Source organism: Burkholderia sp. PU8-34 (assembly GCF_053427725.1).
This window is the reverse complement of record NZ_JBSAXC010000005.1, coordinates 281961-306720: the sequence shown is the minus strand read 5'-3', so window position 1 is coordinate 306720 and position 24760 is coordinate 281961. Positions and strand designations below refer to the sequence as shown.

General features: G+C 70.6%; 23 protein-coding genes. 11 read left to right on the top strand and 12 right to left on the bottom strand.

The window, feature by feature from the left end:
• The first annotated feature begins 37 nt into the window (after window positions 1–37).
• Window positions 38–1744 (top strand): lactate permease LctP family transporter, encoded by a 1707-nt coding sequence (locus ACV22Z_RS15410; RefSeq protein ID WP_448077158.1) that lies wholly within the window; start codon window positions 38–40, stop codon window positions 1742–1744.
• A 204-nt stretch (window positions 1745–1948) separates the two neighbouring features.
• Here the strand turns inward: ACV22Z_RS15410 and loiP are convergent, their stop codons facing one another.
• The 9 genes from loiP to ACV22Z_RS15365 form a co-directional block, all read right to left on the bottom strand.
• Window positions 1949–2710 (bottom strand): metalloprotease LoiP, encoded by a 762-nt coding sequence (gene loiP / locus ACV22Z_RS15405; protein WP_448077157.1) that lies wholly within the window; start codon window positions 2708–2710, stop codon window positions 1949–1951.
• Window positions 2711–3095: 385 nt separating this feature from the next.
• Window positions 3096–4229 (bottom strand): dihydrolipoamide acetyltransferase family protein, encoded by a 1134-nt coding sequence (locus ACV22Z_RS15400; RefSeq protein WP_448077156.1) that lies wholly within the window; start codon window positions 4227–4229, stop codon window positions 3096–3098.
• Between the two features lie 2 nt (window positions 4230–4231).
• Complete coding sequence (locus tag ACV22Z_RS15395) at window positions 4232–5212, bottom strand: alpha-ketoacid dehydrogenase subunit beta (RefSeq protein WP_448077155.1); 981 nt, start codon at window positions 5210–5212, stop codon at window positions 4232–4234.
• Complete coding sequence (pdhA, locus tag ACV22Z_RS15390; protein WP_448077154.1) at window positions 5205–6293, bottom strand: pyruvate dehydrogenase (acetyl-transferring) E1 component subunit alpha; 1089 nt, start codon at window positions 6291–6293, stop codon at window positions 5205–5207. The genes ACV22Z_RS15395 and pdhA overlap by 8 nt, the downstream gene beginning before the upstream one ends.
• A gap of 546 nt (window positions 6294–6839) precedes the next feature.
• Window positions 6840–7130 carry a GYD domain-containing protein gene (locus tag ACV22Z_RS15385; protein ID WP_448077153.1) on the bottom strand — a complete coding sequence of 97 codons (291 nt, stop codon included), beginning with the start codon at window positions 7128–7130 and terminating at the stop codon, window positions 6840–6842.
• 160 nt (window positions 7131–7290) lie between these two features.
• Window positions 7291–8073 (bottom strand): glycosyltransferase family 2 protein, encoded by a 783-nt coding sequence (locus ACV22Z_RS15380; RefSeq protein ID WP_448077152.1) that lies wholly within the window; start codon window positions 8071–8073, stop codon window positions 7291–7293.
• Between the two features lie 125 nt (window positions 8074–8198).
• On the bottom strand, window positions 8199–9545 hold the full coding sequence (locus ACV22Z_RS15375; RefSeq protein WP_448077151.1) for a chorismate transformation enzyme, FkbO/Hyg5 family: 1347 nt from the start codon (window positions 9543–9545) through the stop codon (window positions 8199–8201).
• A 72-nt stretch (window positions 9546–9617) separates the two neighbouring features.
• Entirely contained in the window at window positions 9618–10334 is a 717-nt protein-coding gene (gene fabG, locus ACV22Z_RS15370; RefSeq protein ID WP_448077150.1) for a 3-oxoacyl-ACP reductase FabG, read from the bottom strand.
• Window positions 10335–10471: 137 nt separating this feature from the next.
• The gene (locus ACV22Z_RS15365; protein ID WP_448077149.1) at window positions 10472–10735 is read right to left on the bottom strand and encodes a phosphopantetheine-binding protein; all 264 of its coding nucleotides are present in this window, start codon (window positions 10733–10735) and stop codon (window positions 10472–10474) included.
• 579 nt (window positions 10736–11314) lie between these two features.
• Here ACV22Z_RS15365 and ACV22Z_RS15360 point away from each other — a divergent pair.
• The 10 genes from ACV22Z_RS15360 to ACV22Z_RS15315 all read left to right on the top strand — a co-directional run bounded on the left by ACV22Z_RS15360 (window position 11315) and on the right by ACV22Z_RS15315 (window position 21885).
• Window positions 11315–11959: a hypothetical protein gene (locus tag ACV22Z_RS15360; RefSeq protein WP_448077148.1), complete on the top strand. Its 645-nt coding sequence runs from the start codon at window positions 11315–11317 to the stop codon at window positions 11957–11959.
• 64 nt (window positions 11960–12023) lie between these two features.
• Window positions 12024–13952 (top strand): AMP-binding protein, encoded by a 1929-nt coding sequence (locus ACV22Z_RS15355; RefSeq protein ID WP_448077147.1) that lies wholly within the window; start codon window positions 12024–12026, stop codon window positions 13950–13952.
• Window positions 13949–14929, top strand: a complete 981-nt coding sequence (locus ACV22Z_RS15350; protein WP_448077146.1) for an LpxL/LpxP family acyltransferase — start codon at window positions 13949–13951, stop codon at window positions 14927–14929. The genes ACV22Z_RS15355 and ACV22Z_RS15350 overlap by 4 nt, the downstream gene beginning before the upstream one ends.
• A complete protein-coding gene (locus ACV22Z_RS15345; protein WP_448077145.1) occupies window positions 14926–15594 on the top strand; it encodes an outer membrane lipoprotein carrier protein LolA in 669 nt (222 codons plus the stop codon). Before ACV22Z_RS15350 ends, ACV22Z_RS15345 begins: the two co-directional genes overlap by 4 nt.
• Window positions 15594–18053 (top strand): MMPL family transporter, encoded by a 2460-nt coding sequence (locus tag ACV22Z_RS15340; RefSeq protein WP_448077144.1) that lies wholly within the window; start codon window positions 15594–15596, stop codon window positions 18051–18053. The genes ACV22Z_RS15345 and ACV22Z_RS15340 overlap by 1 nt, the downstream gene beginning before the upstream one ends.
• Complete coding sequence (locus ACV22Z_RS15335; RefSeq protein ID WP_448077143.1) at window positions 18050–18952, top strand: polysaccharide deacetylase family protein; 903 nt, start codon at window positions 18050–18052, stop codon at window positions 18950–18952. Before ACV22Z_RS15340 ends, ACV22Z_RS15335 begins: the two co-directional genes overlap by 4 nt.
• A gap of 63 nt (window positions 18953–19015) precedes the next feature.
• Window positions 19016–20230, top strand: a complete 1215-nt coding sequence (locus ACV22Z_RS15330) for a beta-ketoacyl-[acyl-carrier-protein] synthase family protein (RefSeq protein ID WP_448077142.1) — start codon at window positions 19016–19018, stop codon at window positions 20228–20230.
• A gap of 8 nt (window positions 20231–20238) precedes the next feature.
• Window positions 20239–21081 carry a beta-ketoacyl synthase chain length factor gene (locus tag ACV22Z_RS15325; RefSeq protein ID WP_448077141.1) on the top strand — a complete coding sequence of 281 codons (843 nt, stop codon included), beginning with the start codon at window positions 20239–20241 and terminating at the stop codon, window positions 21079–21081.
• A complete protein-coding gene (locus ACV22Z_RS15320) occupies window positions 21078–21590 on the top strand; it encodes a hotdog family protein (RefSeq protein ID WP_448077140.1) in 513 nt (170 codons plus the stop codon). The genes ACV22Z_RS15325 and ACV22Z_RS15320 overlap by 4 nt, the downstream gene beginning before the upstream one ends.
• Before the next feature lie 22 nt (window positions 21591–21612).
• On the top strand, window positions 21613–21885 hold the full coding sequence (locus ACV22Z_RS15315) for a hypothetical protein (RefSeq protein ID WP_448077139.1): 273 nt from the start codon (window positions 21613–21615) through the stop codon (window positions 21883–21885).
• Window positions 21886–22048: 163 nt separating this feature from the next.
• Here ACV22Z_RS15315 and ACV22Z_RS15310 read toward each other — a convergent pair whose 3' ends face one another.
• The 3 genes from ACV22Z_RS15310 to ACV22Z_RS15300 form a co-directional block, all read right to left on the bottom strand.
• Window positions 22049–22297 carry a hypothetical protein gene (locus tag ACV22Z_RS15310; RefSeq protein WP_448077138.1) on the bottom strand — a complete coding sequence of 83 codons (249 nt, stop codon included), beginning with the start codon at window positions 22295–22297 and terminating at the stop codon, window positions 22049–22051.
• 110 nt (window positions 22298–22407) lie between these two features.
• The gene (gene phbB, locus ACV22Z_RS15305) at window positions 22408–23151 is read right to left on the bottom strand and encodes an acetoacetyl-CoA reductase (RefSeq protein ID WP_448077137.1); all 744 of its coding nucleotides are present in this window, start codon (window positions 23149–23151) and stop codon (window positions 22408–22410) included.
• Between the two features lie 223 nt (window positions 23152–23374).
• The gene (locus tag ACV22Z_RS15300) at window positions 23375–24556 is read right to left on the bottom strand and encodes an acetyl-CoA C-acetyltransferase (protein WP_448077136.1); all 1182 of its coding nucleotides are present in this window, start codon (window positions 24554–24556) and stop codon (window positions 23375–23377) included.
• Window positions 24557–24760 lie beyond the last annotated feature (204 nt).

Here is a 24760-nt window from a genome sequence, read left to right as displayed (position 1 = left end):
TGACCTGTACCGATACAGACATATGGAGGAGACAACCATGCAGGCCTGGCATCAGATCTACACCCCGCTCGGCAGCCTCGGGCTGTCGGCGCTCATCGCCGCGATCCCGATCATCTTCTTTTTCGTCGCGCTCGCCGGCTTGCGGATGAACGGACACGTCGCTGCCGCGATCACGCTGCTGCTGTCGCTCGGCGTCGCGATCCTCGCCTACCGGATGCCGGTGCCGCAGGCGCTCGCGGCAGCCGGCTTCGGCTTCGCGTACGGCATCTGGCCGATCGCGTGGATCATCGTCGCCGCGGTATTCCTGTACAAGATCGTCGTGAAGACCGGGCAGTTCGACATCATCCGCGCGTCGGTGCTGTCGATCACCGACGACCAGCGGCTGCAGATGCTGCTGATCGGCTTCTCGTTCGGCGCGTTCCTCGAAGGCGCGGCGGGCTTCGGCGCGCCGGTCGCGATCACCGCGGCGCTGCTCGTCGGCCTCGGCTTCCGGCCGCTGCACGCGGCCGGGCTGTGCCTGATCGCGAACACGGCGCCGGTCGCGTTCGGCGCGATGGGCATCCCGATCATCGTCGCCGGGCAGGTCACCGGCATCGACGCGTTCCACATCGGCGCGATGGCAGGCCGCCAGCTGCCGCTGCTGTCGCTCGCCGTGCCGTTCTGGCTCGTGTTCATGATGGACGGGCTGCGCGGCGTGCGGCAGACGTGGCCGGCCGCGCTCGTCGCCGGCGGCAGCTTCGCGATCACGCAGTACTTCACGTCGAACCACATCGGGCCCGAGCTGCCGGACATCACGTCGTCGCTCGTCAGCCTCGTCACGCTCGCCGCGTTCCTGAAGGTCTGGCAGCCGCGCAGCGCGAAACAAACGGCCGGCGGCACGGTCGCGTCGGGCGGCGGCACCGCGGCGCTCGCGGGCTTCGGCGGCGGCTTCGGCGGCGGCCAGTCGAGTAGCCGCCAGGCGTCGCCGTACACGCTCGCGCAGACGGTGCGCGCATGGTCGCCGTTCCTGATCCTGACGGGCGTCGTCACCGTCTGGAGCCTCGCGCCGTTCAAGGCGCTGTTCGGCCCGCACGGCGCGCTCGCCGCGACCGTGCTGAAGTTCAAGGTGCCGGCGCTCGACCAGCTCGTCGTGAAGACCGCGCCGATCGTCGCGACGCCGAAAGCGCTCGACGCGGTGCTGAAGATCGACCTGGTCTCGGCCGTCGGCAGCGCGATCCTCGTGACCGCGCTGATCTCGATGGTGCTGCTGCGGATGAAGCCGCGCGACGCGCTCGTCACGTTCGGTGAAACGCTGAAGGAACTCACGCGCCCGATCCTGTCGATCGGCTTCGTGCTCGCGTTCGCGTTCGTCGCGAACTATTCGGGGATGTCGTCGACGCTCGCGCTGCTGCTCGCCGGCACCGGCGCCGCGTTCCCGTTCTTCTCGCCGTTCCTCGGCTGGCTCGGCGTGTTCCTGACCGGCTCCGATACGTCGTCGAACGCGCTGTTCTGCTCGCTGCAGCAGGCGACCGCGCACCAGCTCGGCCTGCCGGAGACGCTCGTCGTCGCGGCGAACACGACGGGCGGCGTGACCGCGAAGATGATCTCGCCGCAGTCGATCGCGGTCGCATGCGCGGCGACGGGCCTCGTCGGCAAGGAGTCGGAGCTGTTCCGCTTCACGGTCCGGCACAGCATGTTGTTCGCGGTGATCGTCGGGCTGATCACGCTCGCGCAGGCGTACGTGCTGCCGGGGATGGTGCCGTAAGCGGCGCGCGCATGTCGATTGCGCACCGCGATGGTTCGCCACTCGGCGCGCGCCGCCGCGTACATGCGTCCAATGCGCCGCTCCCGCCGGCGCCTGAAAAAAGCCAAACCCCACGCGCCGAAACACGTGGGGTTTGGGTGACAGCCTGATGCGCCGGCCCGCCGGCGCTTTCTCGTTGCCGTCGGCGAAAATCCGCCGCCGCGATCAGCTACCCTTCGCGATGCGGGTCTCGATGTGCTGCGCGCGGCTCGTCGACGACGGATGCGAGCTCATCATCGAGCTCTGGCCGCCGTCCAGCTTCGCGAGCTTCTGGAACGCGGTCACGAGGCCCTTCTGGGTCATGCCCTTCTGCTTGAGCAGGTCGAACGAGTAGTCGTCCGCTGCGCTTTCCTGCGTCTGCGAGAACTGTGCGTTGATGAACTTCTCGGTGATGTCGCCGAGCTGCGAGTTCGTCAGCGCCGCGACGCCCGGCGACGCCGCGCCGGCCGCGGTGCGGGCCGCGCTCACCGCGTACGCGGTCTGCATCGCCTTCTTCGAGTGGCCGAGTGCGACGTGGCCCATCTCGTGGCCGATCACGCCGCGCAGCTCGTCGTCGTTCATCATGTCCATCAGGCCGCTGTACACGCGCACGCAGCCGTTACCCATCGCCCACGCGTTGACGTCCTTGGTCACGTAGACCTTGTAGTTGACCTTCTGGCCGTTCAGCGTCACGTCGCCGAAGCCCTTCATCACCTTCGTCAGGCGCTTCGAGTACGCGCTATTCGCCGGCGCGATCTTCGATTCGGCATCGCTCGCCTTGCACGAGTCGTTCGACAGCGCGACGATGTCGCTGTCCGACAGCGTCGCCGCCTTCAACATGCTCGTGCCCGCCGACGTCAGGCCGTTCACGTCGAGGTTCTGCACCCCGCCGCACGCGCTCAGCAGAAACGCCACTCCACTTGCCGCAACCGCTTTCTTCAACTGCATTTGTGACCCCTCGGTGGTTTTATTAGAAGCGGGGATTTTGCATAAGTCGGCAGAAAATTACCAGACGTTTACATGTAATGACATATCGATTACTGATCAGGATTGAATTAATGACGGAATTGACAACATATACGCGTTCAATCGCCGTCATGACGCGATCGTCAGAATGATGAAAAGTGTCAACACGGGCGAATTCATGCGTGCGGAGTCGCGCATCGCCCGTCAGGAACCACCCGGATGCGGGCCGGCGGCCGGTAACCGTACGTGCAACGTGTATTGCCCGGGGCTGTATTGAACCGCCGGGCACAACACCGTTACAGATTGAAAACGCGTCGCCGCAAATACAGCACGAATGCCGCGTTGATTAATGCGACGGCGCGCGTACCTATTCCGCCGCCTGCAGATCCGCAATCGCCGCCGCGAGAAACCGCGCCGCCTCACCGCCCGTGACGACGCGATGGTCGAACGTCAGGCTGAGCGGCAGGATCCGGTGCACGGCGGCCGCGCCGGCGACCGGCACGACACTGTCGTGGATGCGGCCCGCGCCGAGGATCGCGACCGTCGGCGGCACGACGACGGGCGCCGCGTACTTGCCGGCGATCATTCCGAAGTTCGACAGCGTGATCGTGTTGCCGCGCATTTCTTCCGGCGGAATCTTGCGCGCGCGGATGTCGTCGCGCATCCGGTCGAGGCCGGCGCGCAGATCCGCGGCGTCGCGATGCGCAACATCGCGCAGCACCGGCACGAACAGCCCGTCGGGCAGGTCGACCGCAATGCCGACGTCGATCTTCGCGAGCACGTGCCGCCGCCCCGTGTGCCCTTCGTACCACGCGTTGAGCCCGGGCTCCGCGCGGCAGCCGGCAACGAGCGCGCGGATCAGCCGGATCGTCACGTCGGTGCGCGGCGCCCACGCGTGGATGTCGGCGTCGTCGATCACCGTCGCCGCCGCGACCTCGCTCTGCGCGCGCGCCATGTTCTGCGCCATCGCGCGCCGCACGCCGCGCAGCACTTCCGCCGGCCCGACCTCGGCGAGCACCTTCGCGACACGCTGCACGTCCGCCGCGGTAATCACGCCGTCCGCGCCCGACGGCGTGACCATTGCGAGATCGACGTCGAGCTTGCGCGCGAGCGCGCGCACCGCGGGCATCGCCTTGATCGCGCCCGCGCCGCCGCCGATGCCGCCGCCCACCCCGCCACCGAGCACCGCCGGCGCTTCATGCACGACCTGCGCGCCGACTTCGACCTTGCCTACGACGGTGCCCGCGTCCGCGTCCGCGTCACCCCCCTCGCCTTCGAACGCGACGAGCGGCGCGCCGAGATGCACGATGTCGCCTGCCTGTCCGAACAGCTTCGCGATGCGGCCCGCCTGCGGCGACGGGATGTCGACGATCGCCTTCGCGGTCTCGACCGACAGCAGCGGCTGATCGGTCGCGACCGTGTCGCCCGTCTTCACGTGCCATTCGACGATTTCCGCTTCCTGCAGCCCTTCGCCGAGATCCGGCAGTTTGAAGATCTTCATGGTCACGACGCCTCCAGCGTCTTCCTGACCGCGCTGACGATCCGCTCCACGCTCGGCAGGTATTGGTTTTCAAGCCGGAACAGCGGCACGACGACGTCGTAGCCCGTCACGCGCTGCACCGGCGCGAGCAGCGAATACAGCCCGCGCTCGGCGATGGTCGCGGCGATTTCGGCGCCGAGGCCCGCGGTGCGCGGCGCCTCGTGCACGATCACGCAGCGGCCCGTCTTCGCGACCGACGCGAGGATCGTGTCGGTGTCGAGCGGCTTCAGCGTCGCGACGTCGATCACGTCGGCCATTACGCCCTCCTGCGCGAGCCGGTCGGCAGCCGCCTGCACTTCCTGCAGCGCCGCGCCCCAGCTCACGAGCGTGACGTCTGCGCCGTCGCGCAGCGTGAAGCAGGTATCGAGCGGCAGTGCTTCGCCGTCGTCCTCGACCGGCTGCCGGAACAGCCGGTACAGGCGCGTCGGCTCGAGGAAGATCACCGGGTCCGGATCGCGGATCGCGGCGAGCAGCAGCCCGTACGCGCGCGCGGGCGACGACGGCATCACGACGCGCAGCCCGGGGATATGCGCGAACAGCGCCTCCGGGCTTTCGGAGTGATGCTCGGGCGCGTGGATCCCGCCGCCGCACGGCGAGCGGATTACGAGCGGGCACGACAGCCGGCCGCGCGTGCGGTGCCGCAGCCGCGCCGCGTGATTGAGCACGTGGTCGATGACCGGATAGATGAAGCCCGTGAACTGGATCTCGGCGACGGGCCGCAGCCCCATCGCGGCCATCCCGATCGCGGCGCCGGCGATGCCCGTTTCCGCGAGCGGCGTGTCGATCACGCGCTCCGCGCCGAAGCGCGACTGCAGGTCGACGGTCGCACGGAACACGCCGCCGTTCACGCCGATGTCCTCGCCGAGCAGGACCACCGACGGATCGTTCGCGAGCTCGAATGCGAGCGCGCGATTGACCGCTTCGACCAGGTTCAGGTCAGCCATGATGGTTCCCCGCGACCGGCGCGAACGCGAGCGCCGTGTCGAGCTGTTCGCGCAGCGCCTGCGGCAGCGTCGCGTACAGGTGGTCGAACATCGCCGACGTGTCGGGCGGCGCAACCGCCAGATAGTCCTGCACGGCCGCCTCGACCTGCGCGTAGCACGACTTGCCGAGTTCGGTGTCCTGCGCCTTGTCCCACACGTTCATCCGCGTCAGATAGGTGCGCAGCCGGATCAGCGGTTCGCGCTCCCATTGCTGCGCGACCGTGTCGGCATCGCGGTAGCGCGTCGCGTCGTCGGCCGTCGTGTGATCGCCGAGCCGGTAGCTGAGTGCCTCGACGAGCGTCGGGCCGCCGCCGCGGCGCGCCTTGTCGAGCGCCTCCAGCATCACCTGGCGCACCGCGATCACGTCGTTGCCGTCGACTTGCCGGCCGTCGATGCCGGCCGCGATCGCCTTCTGCGCGAGCGTCTGCGCGGCGGTCTGCCGCGTGCGCGGCACCGAGATCGCCCACTGGTTGTCGTTGACGACGAGCACGAGCGGCGCCTGCCACGCGCCCGCGATGTTCATCGCCTCGTAGAAATCGCCTTTCGACGTGCCGCCGTCGCCGAAGATCGTCACCGCGACGCGCGGCTCGCGGCGCAGCGTGAACGCGTAGGCGGCGCCGGCCGCGTGGCACACCTGCGTGCCGATCGGCACGCAATTCGGGAAGTCGTGCCGCGCGGCCTGGAAATCGCTGCCGCGCTCGTCGCCGCCCCAGTACAGCAGGCTCTCCGCCATCGTGACGCCGCGCAGCAGTTGCGCCGCATGGTCGCGGTACGACGGAAACAGCACGTCGTCCGTCTGCATCGCGCTCGCGACGCCGACGCCGATCGCCTCCTGCCCGACCGACGACGCGAACGTGCCGAGCTTGCCGGTGCGCTGCAGCGCGACGGCCTTCGCGTCGAACGCGCGCGTCAGCACCATCGCGCGATAGAGCGGCAAGAGCGCCGCCGGATCCTGCGCGAAGGCGGGCAACGGCTGCACCGGCTCGCCGTCGGGCCCCAGATACTGCGTGTAGTCGACATGAAAACGCGCGACCGTGCTCATGACTCGCCTCCGTGAGGGTGCGAAGCCTGACGGGGCGTCCGTCGATGCGGCGCGGCTCGGTGAAGTGATGCCGCCGAAGCACGCGCATCCGGCCCGGCAACGGATCGCGTCGCCGGCGGGCGCGCCGCCGTTGCGGGGATCAGCACAAACGTATCGCCTGCGCATGCGTGATGCGCGATGCAATCGCGGTCTGCGACACGTCGCGTGCGCGACGCGGGCTGTCACCCCTTCCGGCCCTTTGACCGTCATTCAACCTTAGTCAGTAATCGGGTGAAAGCAAGTCGGGACTGTACGCACGCGCTGCAGGTTGCGCGGCGCGGCATGCGCGCGGGTACGCATGCGCACGGGATGCGTCGAATCCGCCGCACGTCGCGCATCCCGCGTCGCACATCGGGACGGATGCCGCGCTCCCGCGGGCGAACACGCCGCGTCACGCGACGCCGGATGGAAGGAAAAGAGCGCGCATGTCGAGAAATCGCCCTGCCGCACCGACGCACGCGTGCGCAGGCGAGGAATGGGCATGCGCGCAGGATCGCCGCTCGCGCGCTACATCTTCGCGATGATTTCGCCGACCTCGGCGCTCGTGAACGCGCGCAGCGTCTGCGTGCGGACATTGCCGGCCGAGCCGAGTGCGAAGCCGAACGCGGTGAGACTCTGCTCGTCCGGCGCTTCGATGATCGTGACGATATCGAATGCGCCGAGCGTCCAGAACACCTCCTTCATTTCGCAGCCGAAAGTCCGGGCCATTTCCGCGACCTGCCCCGCGCGCTGGCGGGTGCTCTTGATCGTGCGGATGCCCTGGTCCGTGAAGTTTGCGAGAACCACATAAGTCGCCATGACGATTCCCCCTGACGAATGAACGTTGTCGGGATTGCCTGCGCGCGAGCGGTTGCGCACACGCCATTGCGACGGCATCGCCGCAGCCGCGTCGCGCGCAACTGGATTCTAGGCATCGGAATGACGTCTGAACGACGATCTGGATCAACTGCGGTGAAGGTCAGGCCGCCTGCCCGCGACGCCGCATCAGCCGCCGCGCGACCAGCATCGGCAGCCGCAGCACGAAGCCGGCGACGAGCCGCAGATGCATCCACGTGAGCAGCACGTTGTCGCGGCCGTAATGGAAGTGCGACACGCCGCCCTCCTGCGCGCCGAAGTAGCGCACGGGCGCGTCGATGCGGAGCGGGCGCACGCCGGCCCAGCACATCCGCACGGCCGCTTCCGGATCGAAGTCGAAGCCGCGCATCCAGAGCTGGCGATGCATGATCGCGGCAAGCGGCGCGACCGGATACACGCGAAAGCCGAACAGCGAATCGCCAATGCCGGCCCACAGCGTCTCGACGTCGGCCCAGAGGTTCGACAGTCGCCGCCCCTGCACGCGCAACTGCGGTGCGTCCGCGTCGAACTTCGGCAGGCCGAGCACCATCGCATCGGGCGCCGCCTGCGACCTGGCCATGAACGCGGGAATCAGGTCGGCCGGATGCTGGCCGTCGGAATCCATCGTCAGCACGTGCGTGAAGCCGCACGCGGCGGCCGCGTCGAGCCCCGCGAGCACCGCGGCGCCCTTGCCGCGGTTTTCCGGCAGCACGATCACGCGCAGCCCCGGGTCGCCCTTGGCCATCGCCTGCAGGCGCTCGGTGCTGCCGTCGGTGCTGCCGTCGACGACGACCCACACCGGGTTCCACTGCGCGCGCGCGCTGCGCACGGTCGTATCGACCTTGACGCCCGGGTTGTAGCTCGGAATCAGCACGAGATGGGTGGACGAGGCGCGAGGCGTGGACATGGAAACGGCCGATTGCGGAGACGGTGATCCTGACAAAAGTTTATGACCTGCCGGCGACCGGCGGCAGGCTTCGTCGATGCCGCCCGTGCGCGGCGACGGTTCGCGGATCGTCAGGCCCGCGCGCTTCACGACAGCCGCTCCACCGCGTGCCCCGTGCTTGCCTCGATCTCGACCAGCAGGTCGGCGCGGCACACGTCCGCCTGTACGTACAGCGGCCGCACGTCGGGGCCGGCCGCGTCGCGCAGCGCGCGATCGATCGCGGCGAGCGCGGCCGCGTCGGCGGGCGCGCGCACGTAGACGCGGTAGGTCAGGTCGGCGAGCGCGAACGGGCCGTGCCCTTGCTGCGCGGCCTGCTCGAGCACGGCGGCGAGGTTCGCGATCGTTTCGCGCGTTTGCGCGACGACGTCGCCGTGGTGCACGGTGCGGTGCCCGACGATGCTCGCGGTGCCCGACACGAACAGCACCGGCGCGGCAGCGGCGCCCGTCCAGGCCGCCGCGCGCGCGAACGTCGGCGCGCGCGGGCCGTATTGCGCCGGATAGTGAAACGCGCTGACCTGGCGCGGATTCTCGACCGGATCGGCCGGCGTGCGGCTCGCGAGGAAATGGATCGCGAGCGGCGCGGCCGGTGGTCCGTCGCCGGACACCGGCACGACCGAGCCGAGCGCGCACGCTGCCGGCACGCCGCCCGTCAGCGGGCGGCGGCACGCGTCGAACGCGCGCTGGCGGCCGATATTGAACTGACGATAGCGCTCGATGCCGAACTGCTCCGCATTGATCGCCGGCAGGGTGTTCCAGATTCGCAGCGGATGCGGCATCCCGAGCGTGCCGAGCACGTCGAACAGCGCGCGATACGCGTCGTGCGTCGCGCGCTCGAGCGGCGTGCCGCCGTCCGGGTGCACGTCGTTCGTCTCCTGCACGACGATGCTGCCGAACACGAGCCCCGCCGCTTCGCTGTAGCGGTAATGCAGCGGGCCACGGCGCACGCTGCGCAGGTCGCGCGCGTCGCAGTGCCAGATTTCGCAGACGGCGGCGTCATCGCACGCCGAAGGCGCAGCACCGGGCAACGCAGGCGCGGCGCCGGGCGCGAGCAGCGTCATCTGCACCGGCGCGAGCGGCAGATCGGGGGCAGCGTCGGCCAGCGCCTGCGCGAGCGCATCGGCAGCGGTTGCGCCGATGCACACGGCGCCCAAGGCACCCGGAAATTCGCGCGCGAATGCGTCACCACGCGTGCCTGCATCGCGCAGCCATGCGAAGAGCCGCGCATCGCTCACCTGGACGAGCCCGAGCGCGCTTTGGCCGCCGTTCGTGAGCGGCGCGGCCGATTCGGCGGCGATCGATCGGGATGCGGCGGGTTCGGGCGCGGCCATTCCGGATGCAGCGGACGCGGTTGCCGCCAACCCGGGCGTGAACGGTTTTGGCGCGGACGACACGGATGACGGACGCCGTTCGGCGTCGACAGGATGCACTGACACTTCGATTTCCTCAGGATGCCGCGAAGTTCGACGACGTCGCGGTGCGATCGGCTGTCGCCGACAGGCGCGGCGTCATGCGAGCCCGCCGTTGACGGACAGCACCTGCCCCGTCACATAGGCCGCCGCATCGGACACCAGATACGCGACCATCGCCGCGACTTCGTCGGGACGGCCCGCGCGCTGCGCGGGCACGAGCTGCTTGATGCGCTCGGCGGGAAACGCGTGCTCGGCCATCGGCGATTCGATGATGCCGGGCGCGACCGCATTGACGGTGATGCCGCGCGACGCGAGCTCCAGCGACAGCGACTTCGTCGCGCCGATCAGCCCCGCTTTCGCGGCCGCGTAGTTGACCTGCCCGCGGTTGCCGGTCACGCCCGCAACCGATGCGATGTTGACGATCCGCCCGCGGCGCGTGCGGATCATCGGCAGCAACAGCGGCTGCGTGACATTGAAGAAGCCGTTGAGCGTCACGTCGATCACGCTGTGCCATTGCTGCCGCGACATGCCGGCCATCGGCGCGTCGTCGTGAATGCCCGCGTTGTTGACGAGGATCTGCACCGGCGCGTCGTCGACGAGCCGCGCCAGCGCGGCGCCCGTCATGTCGGCGTCGGTCACGTCGAACGCAATCGCGTGCGCGGCGCCGCCTGCCGCGACGATCCGCTGCGCGACCGCCTCCGCCTGCGCGAGATGGCGGTTCGCGTGCACCCACACTTCATGGCCGGCCTGCGCCAGTGCCGCGCAGATCGCCTGCCCGAGTGCACCGCTGCCGCCCGTCACGAGCGCTCGCATCGAATTGCTCCTCCCATGCGCGTTCCACGTTGATCGATGCGGCGGCGCAATGGCGCCCGCCGCTGCGTGCCGTCGTCATCGAGCGCGTGCCGCGACGGCGCGTCGTGCGTGCCGGACCGCGTCCGCGCGCTACGCCGTCACTTCGCGCGATGCGCGGCGACGTAGGCGGCAAGCGCGCCGAGCGTCGCAAAGATCTTCTGGTTGTCCGGATTGTCCGAGCGCAGCTCGAAGCCGTACTTCTTCGAGATCAGCAGCGCGATTTCCAGGATGTCGATAGAGTCGAGCCCGAAACCTTCCCCATACAGCGGGGTCTCGGCGGTCACTGCGTCGAGCGGGACGTCTTCGAGATTCAGTTCGCCGATGATCAGGGTGGCGAGCTCTTGTTCCAGTGCGTTCATCATGCGTGCAAGCAGGCACCTCACGGCATCGGTGGGCGCCCGGAAACGGCAGTCTCGCGCACGCGCGGCGCGTGCAAATTCTTCCGTCCCTCCGGCGTCTTCCGGCTACCCCGCCCGCGTTATTTGGGGATCGTTTGGTAAAAGTTACGCGGATTCTAGACGATGGGTATCGGGACGTATACGGCGAAAGGGTTACAGACGTCCGGGCACGCGGCGGCGCCCGTTTTGGGACGCGAACGCACGAGACGCTTGAGCCGCTTTGGATGGCTATGAATCGGCCCCGTGGAACCCTGCGTGCGGCGCCATACAATCGGTTACAAAACCCGCAGCCGACCGTCCGGAACACGCCCGGCCGGGGCCCTAAAATGTGCGTGCACGACAACCGGCCCGGACGTCCATTCCGGCCGCCATTCATCTGACGATTGACGGCCTGACGACCGCGTCCGGCCCCCGACCCGCTTTCACGTATCCAGCCATGCCGCGCCAGCCCGTTTGCCCCGTTCCGGTTTGCCCGCCCGCCCGTTGCCGCAATGCGGCCGCCGCGTGCGAGGGCCGGCTGCGCCGGGCGCCCGGAGGCCACCGATGAGCGCGCCGCAGCGCATCGCGCGCGGCGCCGTCGCGGTCGGCGCGGTGGTCGCGTACCAGGCCGGCGCGCACTACGCGGCCGCGACGCCCGGCGCGCACGGCTTCGGGCTCGCGATGGCGCTCGTGCCGCCGCTGCTGCTTGCGCTCGGCGCGGCGCTGCGCTCGCCGCGGCGCGCGTGGCTCGTCCCCGCCTGGACGCTCGCCGCCGCGGCGCTGTGGGCCGCGCGCGCGCCGCTCGCGCGCCATTTCGAATGGGGCCTGTATCTCGAGCACCTGAGCTTCAACCTCGCGATGGCGCTGCTGTTCGGCCGCACGCTCGCGGCGGGCCAGGTGCCGCTGTGCACGCGCTTCGCGGCGATGATCCACGGCACCGTCACGCCGGCCGTCGCGCGCTACACGCGGCAGATCACGGCCGCGTGGGCGCTGTTCTTCGTCGCGATCGCCGCCGTGTCGACGCTGATGTTCGCGACCGCGTCGATCGTCGCGTGGTCGACGTTCGCGAACTACCTGTCGCTGCCGCTCGTCGCCGTGATGTTCGCCGCAGAGCACGCGTGCCGGCGCTTCGCGCTGCCGCACGAGCCGCGGCCGCGCATGGTCGACGCGGTGCGCGCGTACCGCGCGACGACACAGGCCTCACAATGAATTCACGGCCTGCGCGGCGCCGCATCGCGGCCGCGCCGGCTTCCGTTTCCGTTTCTGCCGATTTATGCCGACTTACCCGCTGGTATTCCATTCGTCGCCGGACCAGACGATCGCCTGGTGCGACGGCACGCCCGTCACCGTGCGCGCGTTTCTCGCCGACGTCGCCCGCGTCGCCGCCGCGCTGCCCGCGGGCGGCCACGTGTTCAACGTGTGCCGCGACCGCTACCGCTTCACCGTCAGCCTGTGCGCGGCGCTCGTCGCCGGCAAGGTCAGCCTGCTGCCGTCGACGCACACGCCGGAAATGGTCCGCCAGCTCGCGACGTTCGCCCCCGACGCGTTCTGCCTGCACGATGCGCCCGACTGCGCGATCGACCTGCCGCGCTTCGCGTATCCGGACGCCGCGCGCGGCGACGATTCAGACGACGCACCGTTCGCGGTGCCGCAGATCGACGCAGCGCGGATCATGGCGTACGTGTTCACGTCCGGCTCGACCGGCGCGCCCGTGCCGCACCGCAAGACCTGGGGCTTCCTGGTCGGCTGCGTGCGCGCGGCGGCCGACCGCCTCGGGCTGCTCGACGGCCGCGCATTCACGCTGATCGGCACGGTGCCCGCGCAGCACATGTACGGTTTCGAGTCGACCGTGCTGCTCGCGCTGATCGGCGGGCTCGCGTTCAGCAACCGCCAGCCGTTCTACCCGGTCGACATCCGCGACGAACTGGCGGCGATCCCGCAGCCGCGGGTGCTCGTCACGTCGCCGATCCACCTGCGCGCGCTGCTGTCGGCCGGTCACGCGCTGCCGCGCGCGGCGCTCGTGCTGTCGGCGACCGCGCCGCTCGCGGAGAAGCTGGCGTGCGAAGCGGAGGCCGCGCTCGGCGCGCCGCTCGTCGAGATCTACGGCAGCACCGAGACCGGCCAGATCGCGACGCGCCGCACGTCGCAGGGCGCGACGTGGGAACTGTTTCCGGAAATCCGCCTCGACGCACGCGACAATCCGGACACCCCCGCCGACGACGACAGCGGGCCGACGGTCTGGGTGTCCGGCGGGCACGTCGAGACGCCCGTGCCGATGGGCGACGCGCTCGAACTGCTCGGCGACGGCCGCTTCCTGCTGCACGGCCGCAAGGCGGACCTCGTCAACATCGCCGGCAAGCGCACCTCGCTCGCGTACCTGAACCATCAGCTCAACGCGATTCCCGGTGTGGCGGACGGCGTGTTCTTCATGCCCGACGAAGCCGCGCCGGCGCCCGACGCCGCAGGCTTCGAACCGGTCACGCGCCTCGTCGCACTCGTCGTCGCGCCGACGCTCGCGGCGGCGGACCTGCAGCGCGCGCTGCGCGAGCGGATCGATCCGGCGTTCCTCCCGCGCCCGCTCGTGTTCGTCGACGCGCTGCCGCGCAACGAAACCGGCAAGCTGCCGCGCGACGTGCTCGCCGCGCTCGTCGCGCAGCACACGCATGCGGCCGGTGCCGGCAGTGGCGCCGGCACTGCTGCTACCGCCGCTACTGCCGCCACTGCTGCTACCGCCGTTACTGCCGTTACTGCCGTTACTGCCGTTACTGCCGTTACTGCCGTTACTGCCGTTACTGCCGCTACCGCCGCTACTGCCGCTAACGCCGCTACCGCCGCTACCGCCGCCATCGCGACGCCAGCGTCCGACCTCGATGCCCGCGATCCCGGCACGCTTGCATTCACGATCCCCGCCGATCACCCGGCGCTGCCCGGCCACTTCCCCGGCCATCCGATCGTGCCGGGCGTCGTGCTGCTCGACCATGCGATCCACGCGATCGGCGCGGCGCTGAACCGCCCGCTGCACACATGGCGGCTCGGCTCCGCGAAATTCCTGAGCCCGGTCGCGCCCGGCGAGCCACTCGATCTCGCGCTCGATGCAGCGGCAAGCGGCTCGATCCGCTTCACGGTGCGCGCCGGACGCCGCGACGTCGCAACCGGCGTGCTGTCCGTGCCGCCGGCCGCGCAGGACGCCGCACAGCCATGAAGCGCACCGCTTGGGCCGAACGCCAGGAACGCAGCAACGCCGGGTTGCTGCGCGCGATGACGTGGATCTCGCTGCGCTTCGGGCGCCGGCGCGCGCGCGTCGTGCTGCATCTGGTCGCCGCGTATTTCGTGCTGTTCTCGCCGGCCGCGTGCACGGCGTCGCGCGACTACCTGGGCCGCGTGCTCGGCCGCCCCGCACGCTGGCGCGACGTGTACCGGCACGTGTTCACGTTCGCGGCGACGATCCACGACCGCATCTACCTGATGAACGAACGCTTCGACCTGTTCGACATCCGCCTGCACGGCGAGACGCTCGTCGACGACGCGCTTGCCGGCGGCCGCGGCGCCTTCCTGATGGGCGCGCACCTCGGCAGCTTCGAGGTCGTGCGCGCGCTCGGCCGCACGCAACCGGACCTGCGCGTCGTCGTCACGATGTATGAAGAGAACGCGCGCAAGATCAACGCGACGCTCGCCGCCGTGAACCCCGCCGCGAAACCGGAAGTGATCAGCCTCGGGCAGGTCGATTCGATGCTGAAGGTGCGCGAGCGCCTCGACGCGAACTGCATGATCGGCATGCTCGCCGACCGCACGCTGCTCGACGACGCCGCCGCGTCGCTGCGGCGGCTGCCGTTGCTCGGCGCGCCAGCCGCGTTCCCGCTCGGGCCGCTGTACATGGCCGCGATGCTGCGGCGCCCGGTGATCTTCATGACGGGCCTCTATCGCGACGGCAACCGCTACGATGTGCACTTCGAGCCGCTCGCCGATTTCTCCGACGTGCGGCGCGATGCCCGCGCGGCGGCCGTCGACGCCGCGCTCGCACGCTACGTCGCGCTGCTCGACAAGTACTGCCGCGCGGCGCCGTACAACTGGTTCAACTATTTCGATTTCTGGCAGGGCGGCGAGGCCGCCGCCGCGCGCCGCGCCGATGCGCCGATGCGCGCGCCGACCTGTCCGCCACGAGGGACCTCTGACGCATGACCGCCGTTCACCGCCTTCGTCCCGTTCACCCACTCCGTCGCATCTCGCTTGCGTTCCCGCTCGTGCTGGGCCGCGCCGTCCGCACGCTCGCCATGGCCGCTGCAGCCGCCACGGTCGCGCTGGCCGCGCCCGCGCATGCGGCCGACACAGGTTCGACCTGGAACCTCGACCGGCTGATGGCCACGCTCGCGCAGCACAAGTCCGGGCACGCGACGTTCACCGAGACGAAGTACCTGTCGATCGCCGCGCAGCCGCTCGAATCGTCCGGCGAGCTCGTGTTCGTCGCGCCCGATCATCTCGAAAAGCACACGCTGAGCCCGAAGCCCGAACATCTCGTCGTCGACGGCGACATGCTGACCGTCGAGCGCAACAACCGCAAATACACGCTCGCGCTCGCGCGCTATCCGGAACTCGGCGCGTTCATCGACAGCATCCGCGCGACGCTCGCCGGCAACCGCTTCGCGCTGGAGCAGGTGTACAAGGTCGCGCTCACGGGGCGCGGCGACGACTGGACGCTGACGCTCACGCCGCTCGACACGCGGATGCTGAAGGTCGTCAGCACGATCACGCTCGACGGCACGCGCGACGTATTGCGCAGCGTCGCGATCCGCCAGGCCGACGGCGACCATTCGCTGATGCGGCTGCAACCCGTTCCGGCGAACTGATGAACGAACGCACCCGGCCCGCGCCCGTCGCCCGCGGCCTGCACGTGTTGCAGCGGCGTGCGGTGCTCGTGTGGCTGCTCGGCCTGCTCGCGTGCGGGTTCGCGATCGGCCGCGCGAGCTTCACGGCCGACCTGTCCGCGTTCCTGCCGCGCTCGCCGAGCGCCGGGCAGCGCGTGCTCGTCGACCAGTTGCGCGACGGCCTCGTGTCGCGGCTGATCCTCGTCGCGATCGACGGTGGCGATGCGGCGACGCGCGCGGCGCTGTCGCGGCGCATCGCCGGCACGCTGCGGGTGGACCCGCAGTTCGCGGCGGTCAACAACGGCGAAGCCGTCAACGATGCGCGCGACCAGCAGTTCGTGTTCGACCACCGCTACCTGCTGAGCCCGGCCGTGACGCCGCAGCGCTTCACCGCCGACGGCCTGCACGCGGCGCTCGGCGACAGCCTCGACCTGCTGGGCTCGTCCGCGGGGCTCGTCGCGAAGGCGATGCTGCCGCGCGATCCGACGGGTGAAGTCTCCGCGCTCGTCGGCCAGCTCGACAGCAGCGCGCAGCCGGCCGTGCGAGACGGCGTGTGGGCGTCGCGCGACGGCGCGCGCGCGGTGCTCGTCGCGCAGACGGCCGCCGCCGGTTCCGACACCGACGCGCAAGCGCGCGCGATCGACGCGGTGCGCAGCGCGTTCGCCGCCGCGACGCACGCAGTGCCGAACGCGGCCGCGTACACGCTCGCGATGACGGGCCCCGGCGTGTTCTCGGTCGACTCGCGCGACACGATCCGGCACGACGTCGAGCGGCTGTCGACGGCGAGCGTCGTGCTGATCGTCGCGCTGCTGCTGACGCTGTACCGCTCGCCGCGCACGCTCGCGCTCGGGCTGCTGCCGGTGCTGTCGGGTGTCGCGGCCGGGCTCGCGGCGGTCAGCGTCGCGTTCGGCACGGTCCACGGGCTGACGCTCGGCTTCGGCACGACGCTGATCGGCGAAGCGGTCGACTACTCGATCTACCTGTTCGTGCAATCGGCGCAGGCCGGATCGCGCGGCGCGGCGCGCCCGGCCGATGCGACGCGCGCGTGGGTCGCCGCATACTGGCCGACGATCCGGCTCGGCGTGCTGACGTCCGTGTGCGGTTTCGCGTCGATGCTGTTCTCCGGGTTCCCGGGCCTCGTGCAACTCGGGCTGTATTCGATCGCCGGGCTGACGGCCGCCGCGCTCGTCACGCGCTTCGTGCTGCCGCATCTGCGTGGCGGCCATGTCGCGATCCGCGACGTGTCGCGCATCGGCGCGGTGCTCGCGCGTGCGGCCGGCGCCGCGCCGCGGCTGCGCTGGCCGCTGGCGGCGCTCGTGGCCGCCGCGTGCGCGACGCTCGCGCTGCACGGCGACGGCCTGTGGAGCCGCGAGCTCGCCGCGCTGAGCCCGGTGCCCGCGCGCGCGCAGGCGCTCGACGCGCGGCTGCGCGCCGACGTCGGCGCGCCCGACGTGCGCTACCTCGTCGTGATTTCCGCGGCGACCGAACAGGCGGCACTCGAGGGCGCCGAGCAGGTCGCCGCGCAACTGCAACCGCTCGTCGACAGCGGCGCGCTCGCGGGCTTCGACAGCCCCGCGCGCTTCCTGCCGAGCGATGCGGCGCAACGCGCGCGGCAGGCGAGCCTGCCGGACGCGGACGTACTCGCCGCGCGGATGCGCGACGCCGTCGCGAACCAGCCGATCGCGGTGAAGCCCGACCTGTTTGCGCCGTTCATCGCCGATGCCGAAGCCGCGCGCCACGCGCCGCTGCTGACGCGCGCGGACCTGCGCGGCACGTCGATGGCGCTCGCCGTCGATGCGCTGCTGACGGAGCGCGCGGGCCGCTGGAGCGCGATGCTCGCGCTGCGTGCGCCGGACGCCGCACAACCCGCAAAGGGGCTCGACGCGGCGCCGATCCGCGCCGCCGTCGCGCACGCCGGCGTGCCCGACGCGCTCTTCGTCGACATGAAAGCCGAGGCCGACCGCCTGTACGTGAACTATGTGCACGAGGACATCCGGCTGTCGCTCGCGGGCTTCGCGGCGATCGCCGTGCTGCTGCTGATCGCGCTGCGCTCGCCGCGCCGCGTCGTGCGCGCGCTCGCGCCGCTCGTCGCGGCCGTGCTGGTCGTGGCCGCGGGCTTCGCGCTCGCCGGCGTGCAGCTGACGATCCTGCACCTGGTCGGGATGCTGCTGATCGTCGCGGTCGGTTCGAACTATGCGCTGTTCTTCTGCAAGCGCGGCGACGCGCAGCCCGTCACGCCGTACACGCTCGTGTCGCTGCTGATCGCGAACCTCGCGACGGTCGCCGGCTTCGGCCTGCTCGCGCTGTCGCGCGTGCCGCTCCTCGAAACCTTCGGGCTGACCGTCGGCCCCGGCGCGATCCTCGCGCTCGCGTTCGCGGCGATCCTCGCGCCAACGGCCGCCGCCGCGCCCGGCGATCGTCCGCACGGAGGCCGCGCATGAACGCACCGTCATCCGTTCCGTCGCCGCAGCCGCAGCCTGGCGACGCGCGCCGCTGGAAGCCGACGCCGCTGATCGCGGGCGCGGCCGCGCTGCATGCGGGCGCGGCCGCGGCCGTCGTCGCGCAGCCGGCCGCGTGGCCGTGGGCCGCCGGCAGCGTGGTCGCGTCGCATCTCGCGCTGACGGCGGCGGGCCTGTGGCCGAAGAGCGCGCTGCTCGGCCCGAACTGGACCCGCCTGCCGGCCGGCGCGGGCCGCCGGATCGCGCTGACGATCGACGACGGCCCGGACCCGGACGTCACGCCGCGCGTGCTCGACCTGCTCGACCGCTACGACGCGCGTGCGACATTCTTCTGCATCGGCGAGGTCGCACGCCGATACCCGCAGTGGATCGAAGCGATCGTCGCGCGTGGCCACGCGGTCGAGAACCACAGCCAGCGGCACCGGCATACGTTCTCGCTGTCGGGGCCCGCCGCATTGCGGCGCGAGATCGCGGCCGCGCAGCAGACGCTGACCGAGATCAGCGGCACGCGCCCGCTGTTCTTCCGCGCGCCCGCGGGCCTGCGCAATCCGTTTCTCGAACCCGTGCTGTGCGAACTCGGCCTGCAGCTCGCGAGCTGGACGCGGCGCGGGTTCGACACGCGCGCGCGCGACGCGGACACGGTCGCGCGCCGCCTGCTGCACGGGCTCGCGCCGCGCGACATCCTGCTCGTCCACGACGGCCATGCGGCGCGCGACGCGCGCGGCGAGCCGGTCGTGCTCGGCGTGCTGCCGGCGGTGCTGCGCGCGGCTGCCGACGCGCAATTGCGCTGGACGACGCTGCGCGCCGCGCTCGCGCCTGAACCGCCTGGAGCGACCGTCGGCCAGACGGCCGTCCAGGATCACCCGTTTGATAAAATTTGAGCACGATCGGCGCGCCGTCCAGCCCCGCTGCGGCGCCCGCTCCGGCCACCGGATTCGACCCTCGTGAAACCTCTGCTGCTCTCGCACTTCACCGCCACCAGCTGCATCGGCCGCGGCCTCGACGCGACTCTCGACGCGCTGCGCAACGCCCGCGGCGGCCTCGTGCCGTGCGACTTCGAGCGCGCGGACCTCGACACGTGGATCGGCGCCGTGCATGGCGTCGACGCGCAGCCCGTGCGCGCCGACGTCGCTGACTTCGAATGCCGCAACAACCGCCTCGCGCAGCTCGGCCTCATGCAAGACGGCTTCGGCGAGCGCGTCGCGGCGGCCGTGTCGCGCTACGGCGCGGCGCGCGTCGGCGTGTTCGTCGGCACGAGCACGGCCGGCATCCTCGAGACCGAGCGCGCCTACCAGCGCCGCGATCCGGCGAGCGGCGCGCTGCCCGCCGACTTCCGCTACGCGCACACGCACAACCCGTATTCGCCGGCCGCGTTCGTGCGCGCGTATTTCGCGCTGCGCGGCCCGGCGATGGCGATCTCGTCCGCGTGCTCGTCCGGCGCGAAGGTGTTCGGCTCCGCGCGCCGCATGCTCGAGGCGGGCCTGATCGACGCGGCCGTCGTCGGCGGCGTCGATTCGCTATGCCTGACGACCCTGTACGGCTTCAACTCGCTCGAACTGCTGTCGCGCCGGCCGTGCCGGCCGTTCGACGTCGCGCGCGACGGCATCTCGATCGGCGAGGCCGCGGCGTTCGCGCTCGTCGAGCGCGTCCCGGAGTCACCCGACGCGCTCGACGACGACGCGATCCTGCTGCTTGGTCTCGGCGAATCGAGCGACGCGCATCACATGTCGTCGCCGCATCCGGAAGGGCTCGGCGCGCGTGTCGCGATCGAGCAGGCGCTCGCATCGGCCGGCCTCGGCGCGGGCGACATCGACTACATCAACCTGCACGGCACCGCGACGCCGAGCAACGACGCGGCCGAGAGCCGCGCGGTCGATACGTTGTTCGACCGCAGCACGCCGTGCAGCTCGACGAAGGGCGCAACCGGGCACACGCTCGGCGCCGCGGGCGCGCTCGAAGCGGTCGTCGCCGCGCTCGCGCTGCGCGAGCAGTTCGTGCCGGCCGGCGTCAACACGACGCATCCCGATCCGGCGCTCGCGCTCGACTACGTGCTGGCGAGCCGCGATGCCCGTGTGCGCGCCGTCCTCACCAATTCGTTCGGCTTCGGCGGCACGAATTGCAGCCTGATTCTCGGCCGCGCGGACCGCGCGCGCCGCTGACCGACGCCATGAGACTCACCGCCTACATCGAAAGCATCGGCCTGGTCGGGCCGGGATTGAACGACTGGCCGCATGCGGCCGACGTGCTCGCGGGCCGCGCGGCCTACGTGCCGGCGCGCACCGTGCTGCCGCCGCCCGTCGGCCTGCCGTCGGCCGAGCGGCGCCGCACGGGCCCGGTCGTGCGCGTCGCGCTCGCGGCCGGCCACGAGGCCGTGGCCGCGAGCGGGCGCGATGCGGCAACGCTCGCGACCGTGTTCAGCGCGTCCGGCGGCGACGGCCAGAACTGCCACGCGATCTGCGAAACCCTCGCGAGCGACGATCGCCACCTGTCGCCGACGCGCTTTCACAATTCCGTGCACAACGCGCCGGCCGGCTACTGGAGCATCGCGACCCGCGCGATGGCGACGTCGAACGTGCTGTGCGCGTACGACGGCAGCTTTGCCGCCGGTCTGCTCGAATGCCTGTGCCAGGTCGCAGTCGATCGTGTGCCGAGCCTGCTGATCGCCTACGACACCGACTATCCGGAGCCGCTGCGCGCGGTGCGGCCGATCGTCGACGCGTTCGGCGTCGCGCTCGTGCTTGTGCCCGCGCTTGTGCCCGATCCGAGCGCGTCATCGCTCGCGCGCATCGACGTGCAACTCACCGAAACGCCCGCGACGACGCTCGCGTCGCCCGAACTCGAGGCGTTGCGCGCCGGCAATCCGGCCGCGCGTGCGCTGCCGCTGCTCGCCGCGCTCGCTGCGCGCCGTTCGGCCAGCGTCGTGCTCGACTATCTCGCGGATACAAGCGTGCAGGTCGACGTCGCGATGGCGGAACACATCGCGGAACTCATCGCGGAGCGCGCGCAATGACGGCCACGCCCCCGCTCACGCCGCCGCTCGACCATGCATGGATCGCCGCGCACATTCCGCACGCAGGCACGATGTGCGTGCTCGATACGGTGGACGCGTGGGACGACGTGCGGATCCGCTGCACGGCAACGAGCCACCGCGATCCGCACAACCCGCTGCGCTCGCACGGCCGGCTCGCGTCGGTCTGCGGGATCGAATACGCGGCGCAGGCGATGGCCGTGCACGGCGCACTGCTGGGCGCGCCGCAGGACCGCCCGCGCGTCGGCTACCTCGCGAGCGTGCGCAGCGTCGACGCGTTCGTCGATCGTCTCGACGCGCGCGATACATTGGACATGCCGCTGACCGTCGATGCCGAACGCCTGAGCGGCGACGCCAACTCCGTGCTGTACGGCTTCACGCTTCGCTGCGGCGAGCGCGTGCTGCTGACCGGCCGCGCCGCGGTGATGCTCGACGCATCGGCGGCCGGCGCGCTTCGTCCGCCGCCTGCCGGCCGTGCGGATCCTCGTTGAATACTTTTATGGGAATCAGGTCGTGAAAGGTCGTCAGTTCATTTGCACCGCGTTCATCCTTGCGCTGATCAGCCCGATCGCGCACGCGGATATGTCCGAAGTGAAGCAGGACATCAAGCGCGATTCGAAGGAAGCCGCGCACAAGACCGGCGAAGCCGCACGCAGCTTCGGCCATGCCACCGCCAGCGCCGCGAAGACGGTCGGCCACGGCATCGCGCATGCGTCGCGCGAAGGCTGGGACGCCACCAAGCGCACGACGAAGCGGGTCTTCCACAAGGACGGCAAGAGCGATTGATTGCGGACGACGGACTGCGTGCGCGGGACGTTCCCGCGCAAGTGAGCGGTGTCGCGCACGCCCGACCGCGCATCGGCGTCAGCGCCGGTGAATGACGACGGGGGGACGACGCGCCGGGCGGAAGCGGGATGCCGCACGGCGCATGCGCTGATCGTCACGCCGGTCACTCCGCCGCGCCACCCTGCCGCGACGCGGCAACCGTCATCGCCCGGCCGCCGCGCGCGCGACGATCCCGCCGCACGGCGCCGCACGCGGCGCGCTTGCCGTATGCCGCGAGCCAGCAGTCGCGATGATCGAAATCCCGCAGCAGGCGCGCACGGCGCCGCTCGAGCCAGTGGAGCACGATCGTCATCGTCAGCGCGACGGTCAGCGCCGATCCGCCGATCGCGAATCCCATCCAGGTTTCACCCATGCCGCCTCCGGAATGCGAGGCCGGCGCAACGCGCGTGCACGCTGCTCCGGCACTGGATACTGCGGGAGCACGGCCCGGGCGCGCACGAATGCCGCCCGGGCCGCCGCGCGTCAATGCATGTGCTGGCCGCCGTTGATCGCGATGTTGGAGCCCGTCACGAAGCCCGCCTCTTCCGAGCACAGGTACGCGACGAGGCCCGCGACTTCCTCGGGCTTGCCGAGGCGGCCGGCCGGGATCTGCGGCAGGATCTTCGTGTCGAGCACGTCCTGCGGGATCGCCGTCACCATCTTCGTCGCGAGGTAGCCCGGCGATACCGTGTTCACCGTGACGCCCTTGCGCGCGACTTCGAGCGCGAGCGACTTCGTGAAGCCGTGCATGCCGGCCTTCGCGGCCGCATAGTTGGTCTGGCCGACGGAGCCCTTCGAGCCGTTCACCGACGAGATGTTGACGATCCGCCCCCAGCCGCGCTCGACCATCCCTTCGCAGACGGGCTTGGTCATGTTGAACACGGAGTCGAGGTTGGTGCGGATCACCGCATCCCAGTTGACCTTGTCGAGCTTGCGGAACGTCATGTCGCGCGTGATGCCCGCGTTATTCACCAGCACGTCGATCGGGCCGACGTCCTGCACGATCTTCGCCACGCATTGCTGGCACGAATCGTGGTCGGCCACGTCCACCGGATACGCGCGGAACTCGCGGCCCGCTGCGTGCATCTCGGTCAACCAGCGGTCAGCGCCAGTATTGTTCGGCGAATACGTGACGACCACCTGGAAGCCCGCGTCGTGCAATCTGATGCTGATTGCCTCGCCGAGGCCGCCCATTCCACCTGTCACAACTGCAATTCGCTTAGTCATCCTATGAGTTACAGACAATTGAAGTAATCGGTGATGTGGTGCGGCAACGTGGCACACGCTGCCGTTCACACCGCTTCGATGCGCCGCCGGCCTGGTCTGGCCAACCGGCGCGGCACGCGCATCGCACACTCGCGCGACGTGTTGTGTACGACTTGTCCGGCGCGAAAAACATCTGGCGCGCGGGCGGGCGACTGCCTGCCTGCGCGCCGTGGGGTTCAAATCTTCAGTCGCGTTCGACCGCGAGCGCGACGCCCATCCCGCCGCCGATGCACAGCGACGCCAGGCCGCGCTTCGCATCGCGCTTCTGCATTTCGTGCAGCAGCGTCACCAGGATCCGGCAGCCCGACGCGCCGATCGGGTGGCCGATCGCGATCGCCCCGCCGTTCACGTTCACCTTCGACGTGTCCCAGCCCATCTGCTTGTGCACCGCCAGCGCCTGCGCCGCGAACGCCTCGTTGATCTCCATCAGGTCCAGGTCGCCCGGCGTCCATCCCGCGCGCTCCAGGCAACGGCGCGACGCCGGCACCGGGCCCATCCCCATCACGCTCGGGTCGACGCCTGCGTTCGCGTACGCCTTGATCCGCGCGAGCGGCGTCAGGCCGAGTGCCGCCGCCTTCTGCGCCGACATCACCAGCACCGCCGCCGCGCCGTCGTTCAGACCCGACGCGTTCGCCGCCGTCACCGTGCCGTCCTTCGTGAACGCCGGCTTCAGCCCCGCCAGCGCGTCCGCCGTCACGCCATGGCGCACGAATTCATCGGTCGCGAACTGCAGCGGCTCGCCCTTGCGTTGCGGGATCGACACCGGCACGATCTCGTCGTCGAAGCGGCCCGCCTTCTGCGCGGCTTCCGCCTTGTTCTGCGATAGCGCCGCGAATGCGTCCTGCTCTTCGCGCGTGATCCCGTATTCCTTCGCGACGTTCTCCGCCGTGATGCCCATGTGGTACTGGTTGTACACGTCCCACAGGCCGTCGACGATCATCGTGTCGACCAGCTTCGCGTCACCCATCCGGAAGCCGTCGCGCGAGCCCGGCAGCACGTGCGGTGCCGCGCTCATGTTCTCCTGCCCGCCCGCGATCACGATGTCCGCGTCGCCCGCCACGATCGCGTTCGCCGCCAGCATCACCGCCTTCAGGCCCGAGCCGCACACCTTGTTGATCGTCATCCCCGGCACCGCGCTCGGCAGCCCGGCCTTGATCAGCGACTGACGCGCGGGGTTCTGGCCCGAGCCGGCCGCCAGCACCTGGCCCATGATCACTTCGCTCACCTGCTCCGGCTTCACGCCGGCACGCTCCAGCACCGCGCGAATCACCGTCGCGCCCAACTCCGGCGCCGCGATCTTCGCAAGCGAGCCGCCGAATTTGCCGACCGCGGTCCGCGCGGCCGATACGATCACTACGTCCGTCATGTTCAGTTCCTGAATCCGAGTCACGTTGCTTTGCCGCCACCGGCTCGCGCCGGTCCGGCGCGGGATGCCGCGCACTGCGCGTGCGGCTCGACATGGCCGCTGGCTCGCTGGCGTGCGAGCCGTGCGCATGCCTGCCGCATGCCCTCGCAGCCACTGCGACGCACGGCAGCGCACGGCAGTCGAAGAATATGGCCACCGCCCGCC

Coding starts and splice junctions, on each gene's coding strand:
- ACV22Z_RS15310 (WP_448077138.1), bottom strand. CDS start 22,297: ATGGGTGAAACCTGGATGGGATTCGCGATCGGCGGATCGGCGCTGACC.
- ACV22Z_RS15320 (WP_448077140.1), top strand. CDS start 21,078: ATGACGGCCACGCCCCCGCTCACGCCGCCGCTCGACCATGCATGGATC.
- fabG (WP_448077150.1), bottom strand. CDS start 10,334: ATGCGAGCGCTCGTGACGGGCGGCAGCGGTGCACTCGGGCAGGCGATC.
- ACV22Z_RS15350 (WP_448077146.1), top strand. CDS start 13,949: ATGAAGCGCACCGCTTGGGCCGAACGCCAGGAACGCAGCAACGCCGGG.
- pdhA (WP_448077154.1), bottom strand. CDS start 6,293: ATGAGCACGGTCGCGCGTTTTCATGTCGACTACACGCAGTATCTGGGG.
- ACV22Z_RS15300 (WP_448077136.1), bottom strand. CDS start 24,556: ATGACGGACGTAGTGATCGTATCGGCCGCGCGGACCGCGGTCGGCAAA.
- ACV22Z_RS15355 (WP_448077147.1), top strand. CDS start 12,024: ATGCCGACTTACCCGCTGGTATTCCATTCGTCGCCGGACCAGACGATC.
- ACV22Z_RS15335 (WP_448077143.1), top strand. CDS start 18,050: ATGAACGCACCGTCATCCGTTCCGTCGCCGCAGCCGCAGCCTGGCGAC.
- ACV22Z_RS15385 (WP_448077153.1), bottom strand. CDS start 7,130: ATGGCGACTTATGTGGTTCTCGCAAACTTCACGGACCAGGGCATCCGC.
- ACV22Z_RS15325 (WP_448077141.1), top strand. CDS start 20,239: ATGAGACTCACCGCCTACATCGAAAGCATCGGCCTGGTCGGGCCGGGA.
- ACV22Z_RS15400 (WP_448077156.1), bottom strand. CDS start 4,229: ATGAAGATCTTCAAACTGCCGGATCTCGGCGAAGGGCTGCAGGAAGCG.
- ACV22Z_RS15410 (WP_448077158.1), top strand. CDS start 38: ATGCAGGCCTGGCATCAGATCTACACCCCGCTCGGCAGCCTCGGGCTG.
- ACV22Z_RS15345 (WP_448077145.1), top strand. CDS start 14,926: ATGACCGCCGTTCACCGCCTTCGTCCCGTTCACCCACTCCGTCGCATC.
- ACV22Z_RS15340 (WP_448077144.1), top strand. CDS start 15,594: ATGAACGAACGCACCCGGCCCGCGCCCGTCGCCCGCGGCCTGCACGTG.
- ACV22Z_RS15365 (WP_448077149.1), bottom strand. CDS start 10,735: ATGATGAACGCACTGGAACAAGAGCTCGCCACCCTGATCATCGGCGAA.
- loiP (WP_448077157.1), bottom strand. CDS start 2,710: ATGCAGTTGAAGAAAGCGGTTGCGGCAAGTGGAGTGGCGTTTCTGCTG.
- ACV22Z_RS15360 (WP_448077148.1), top strand. CDS start 11,315: ATGAGCGCGCCGCAGCGCATCGCGCGCGGCGCCGTCGCGGTCGGCGCG.
- ACV22Z_RS15395 (WP_448077155.1), bottom strand. CDS start 5,212: ATGGCTGACCTGAACCTGGTCGAAGCGGTCAATCGCGCGCTCGCATTC.
- phbB (WP_448077137.1), bottom strand. CDS start 23,151: ATGACTAAGCGAATTGCAGTTGTGACAGGTGGAATGGGCGGCCTCGGC.
- ACV22Z_RS15380 (WP_448077152.1), bottom strand. CDS start 8,073: ATGTCCACGCCTCGCGCCTCGTCCACCCATCTCGTGCTGATTCCGAGC.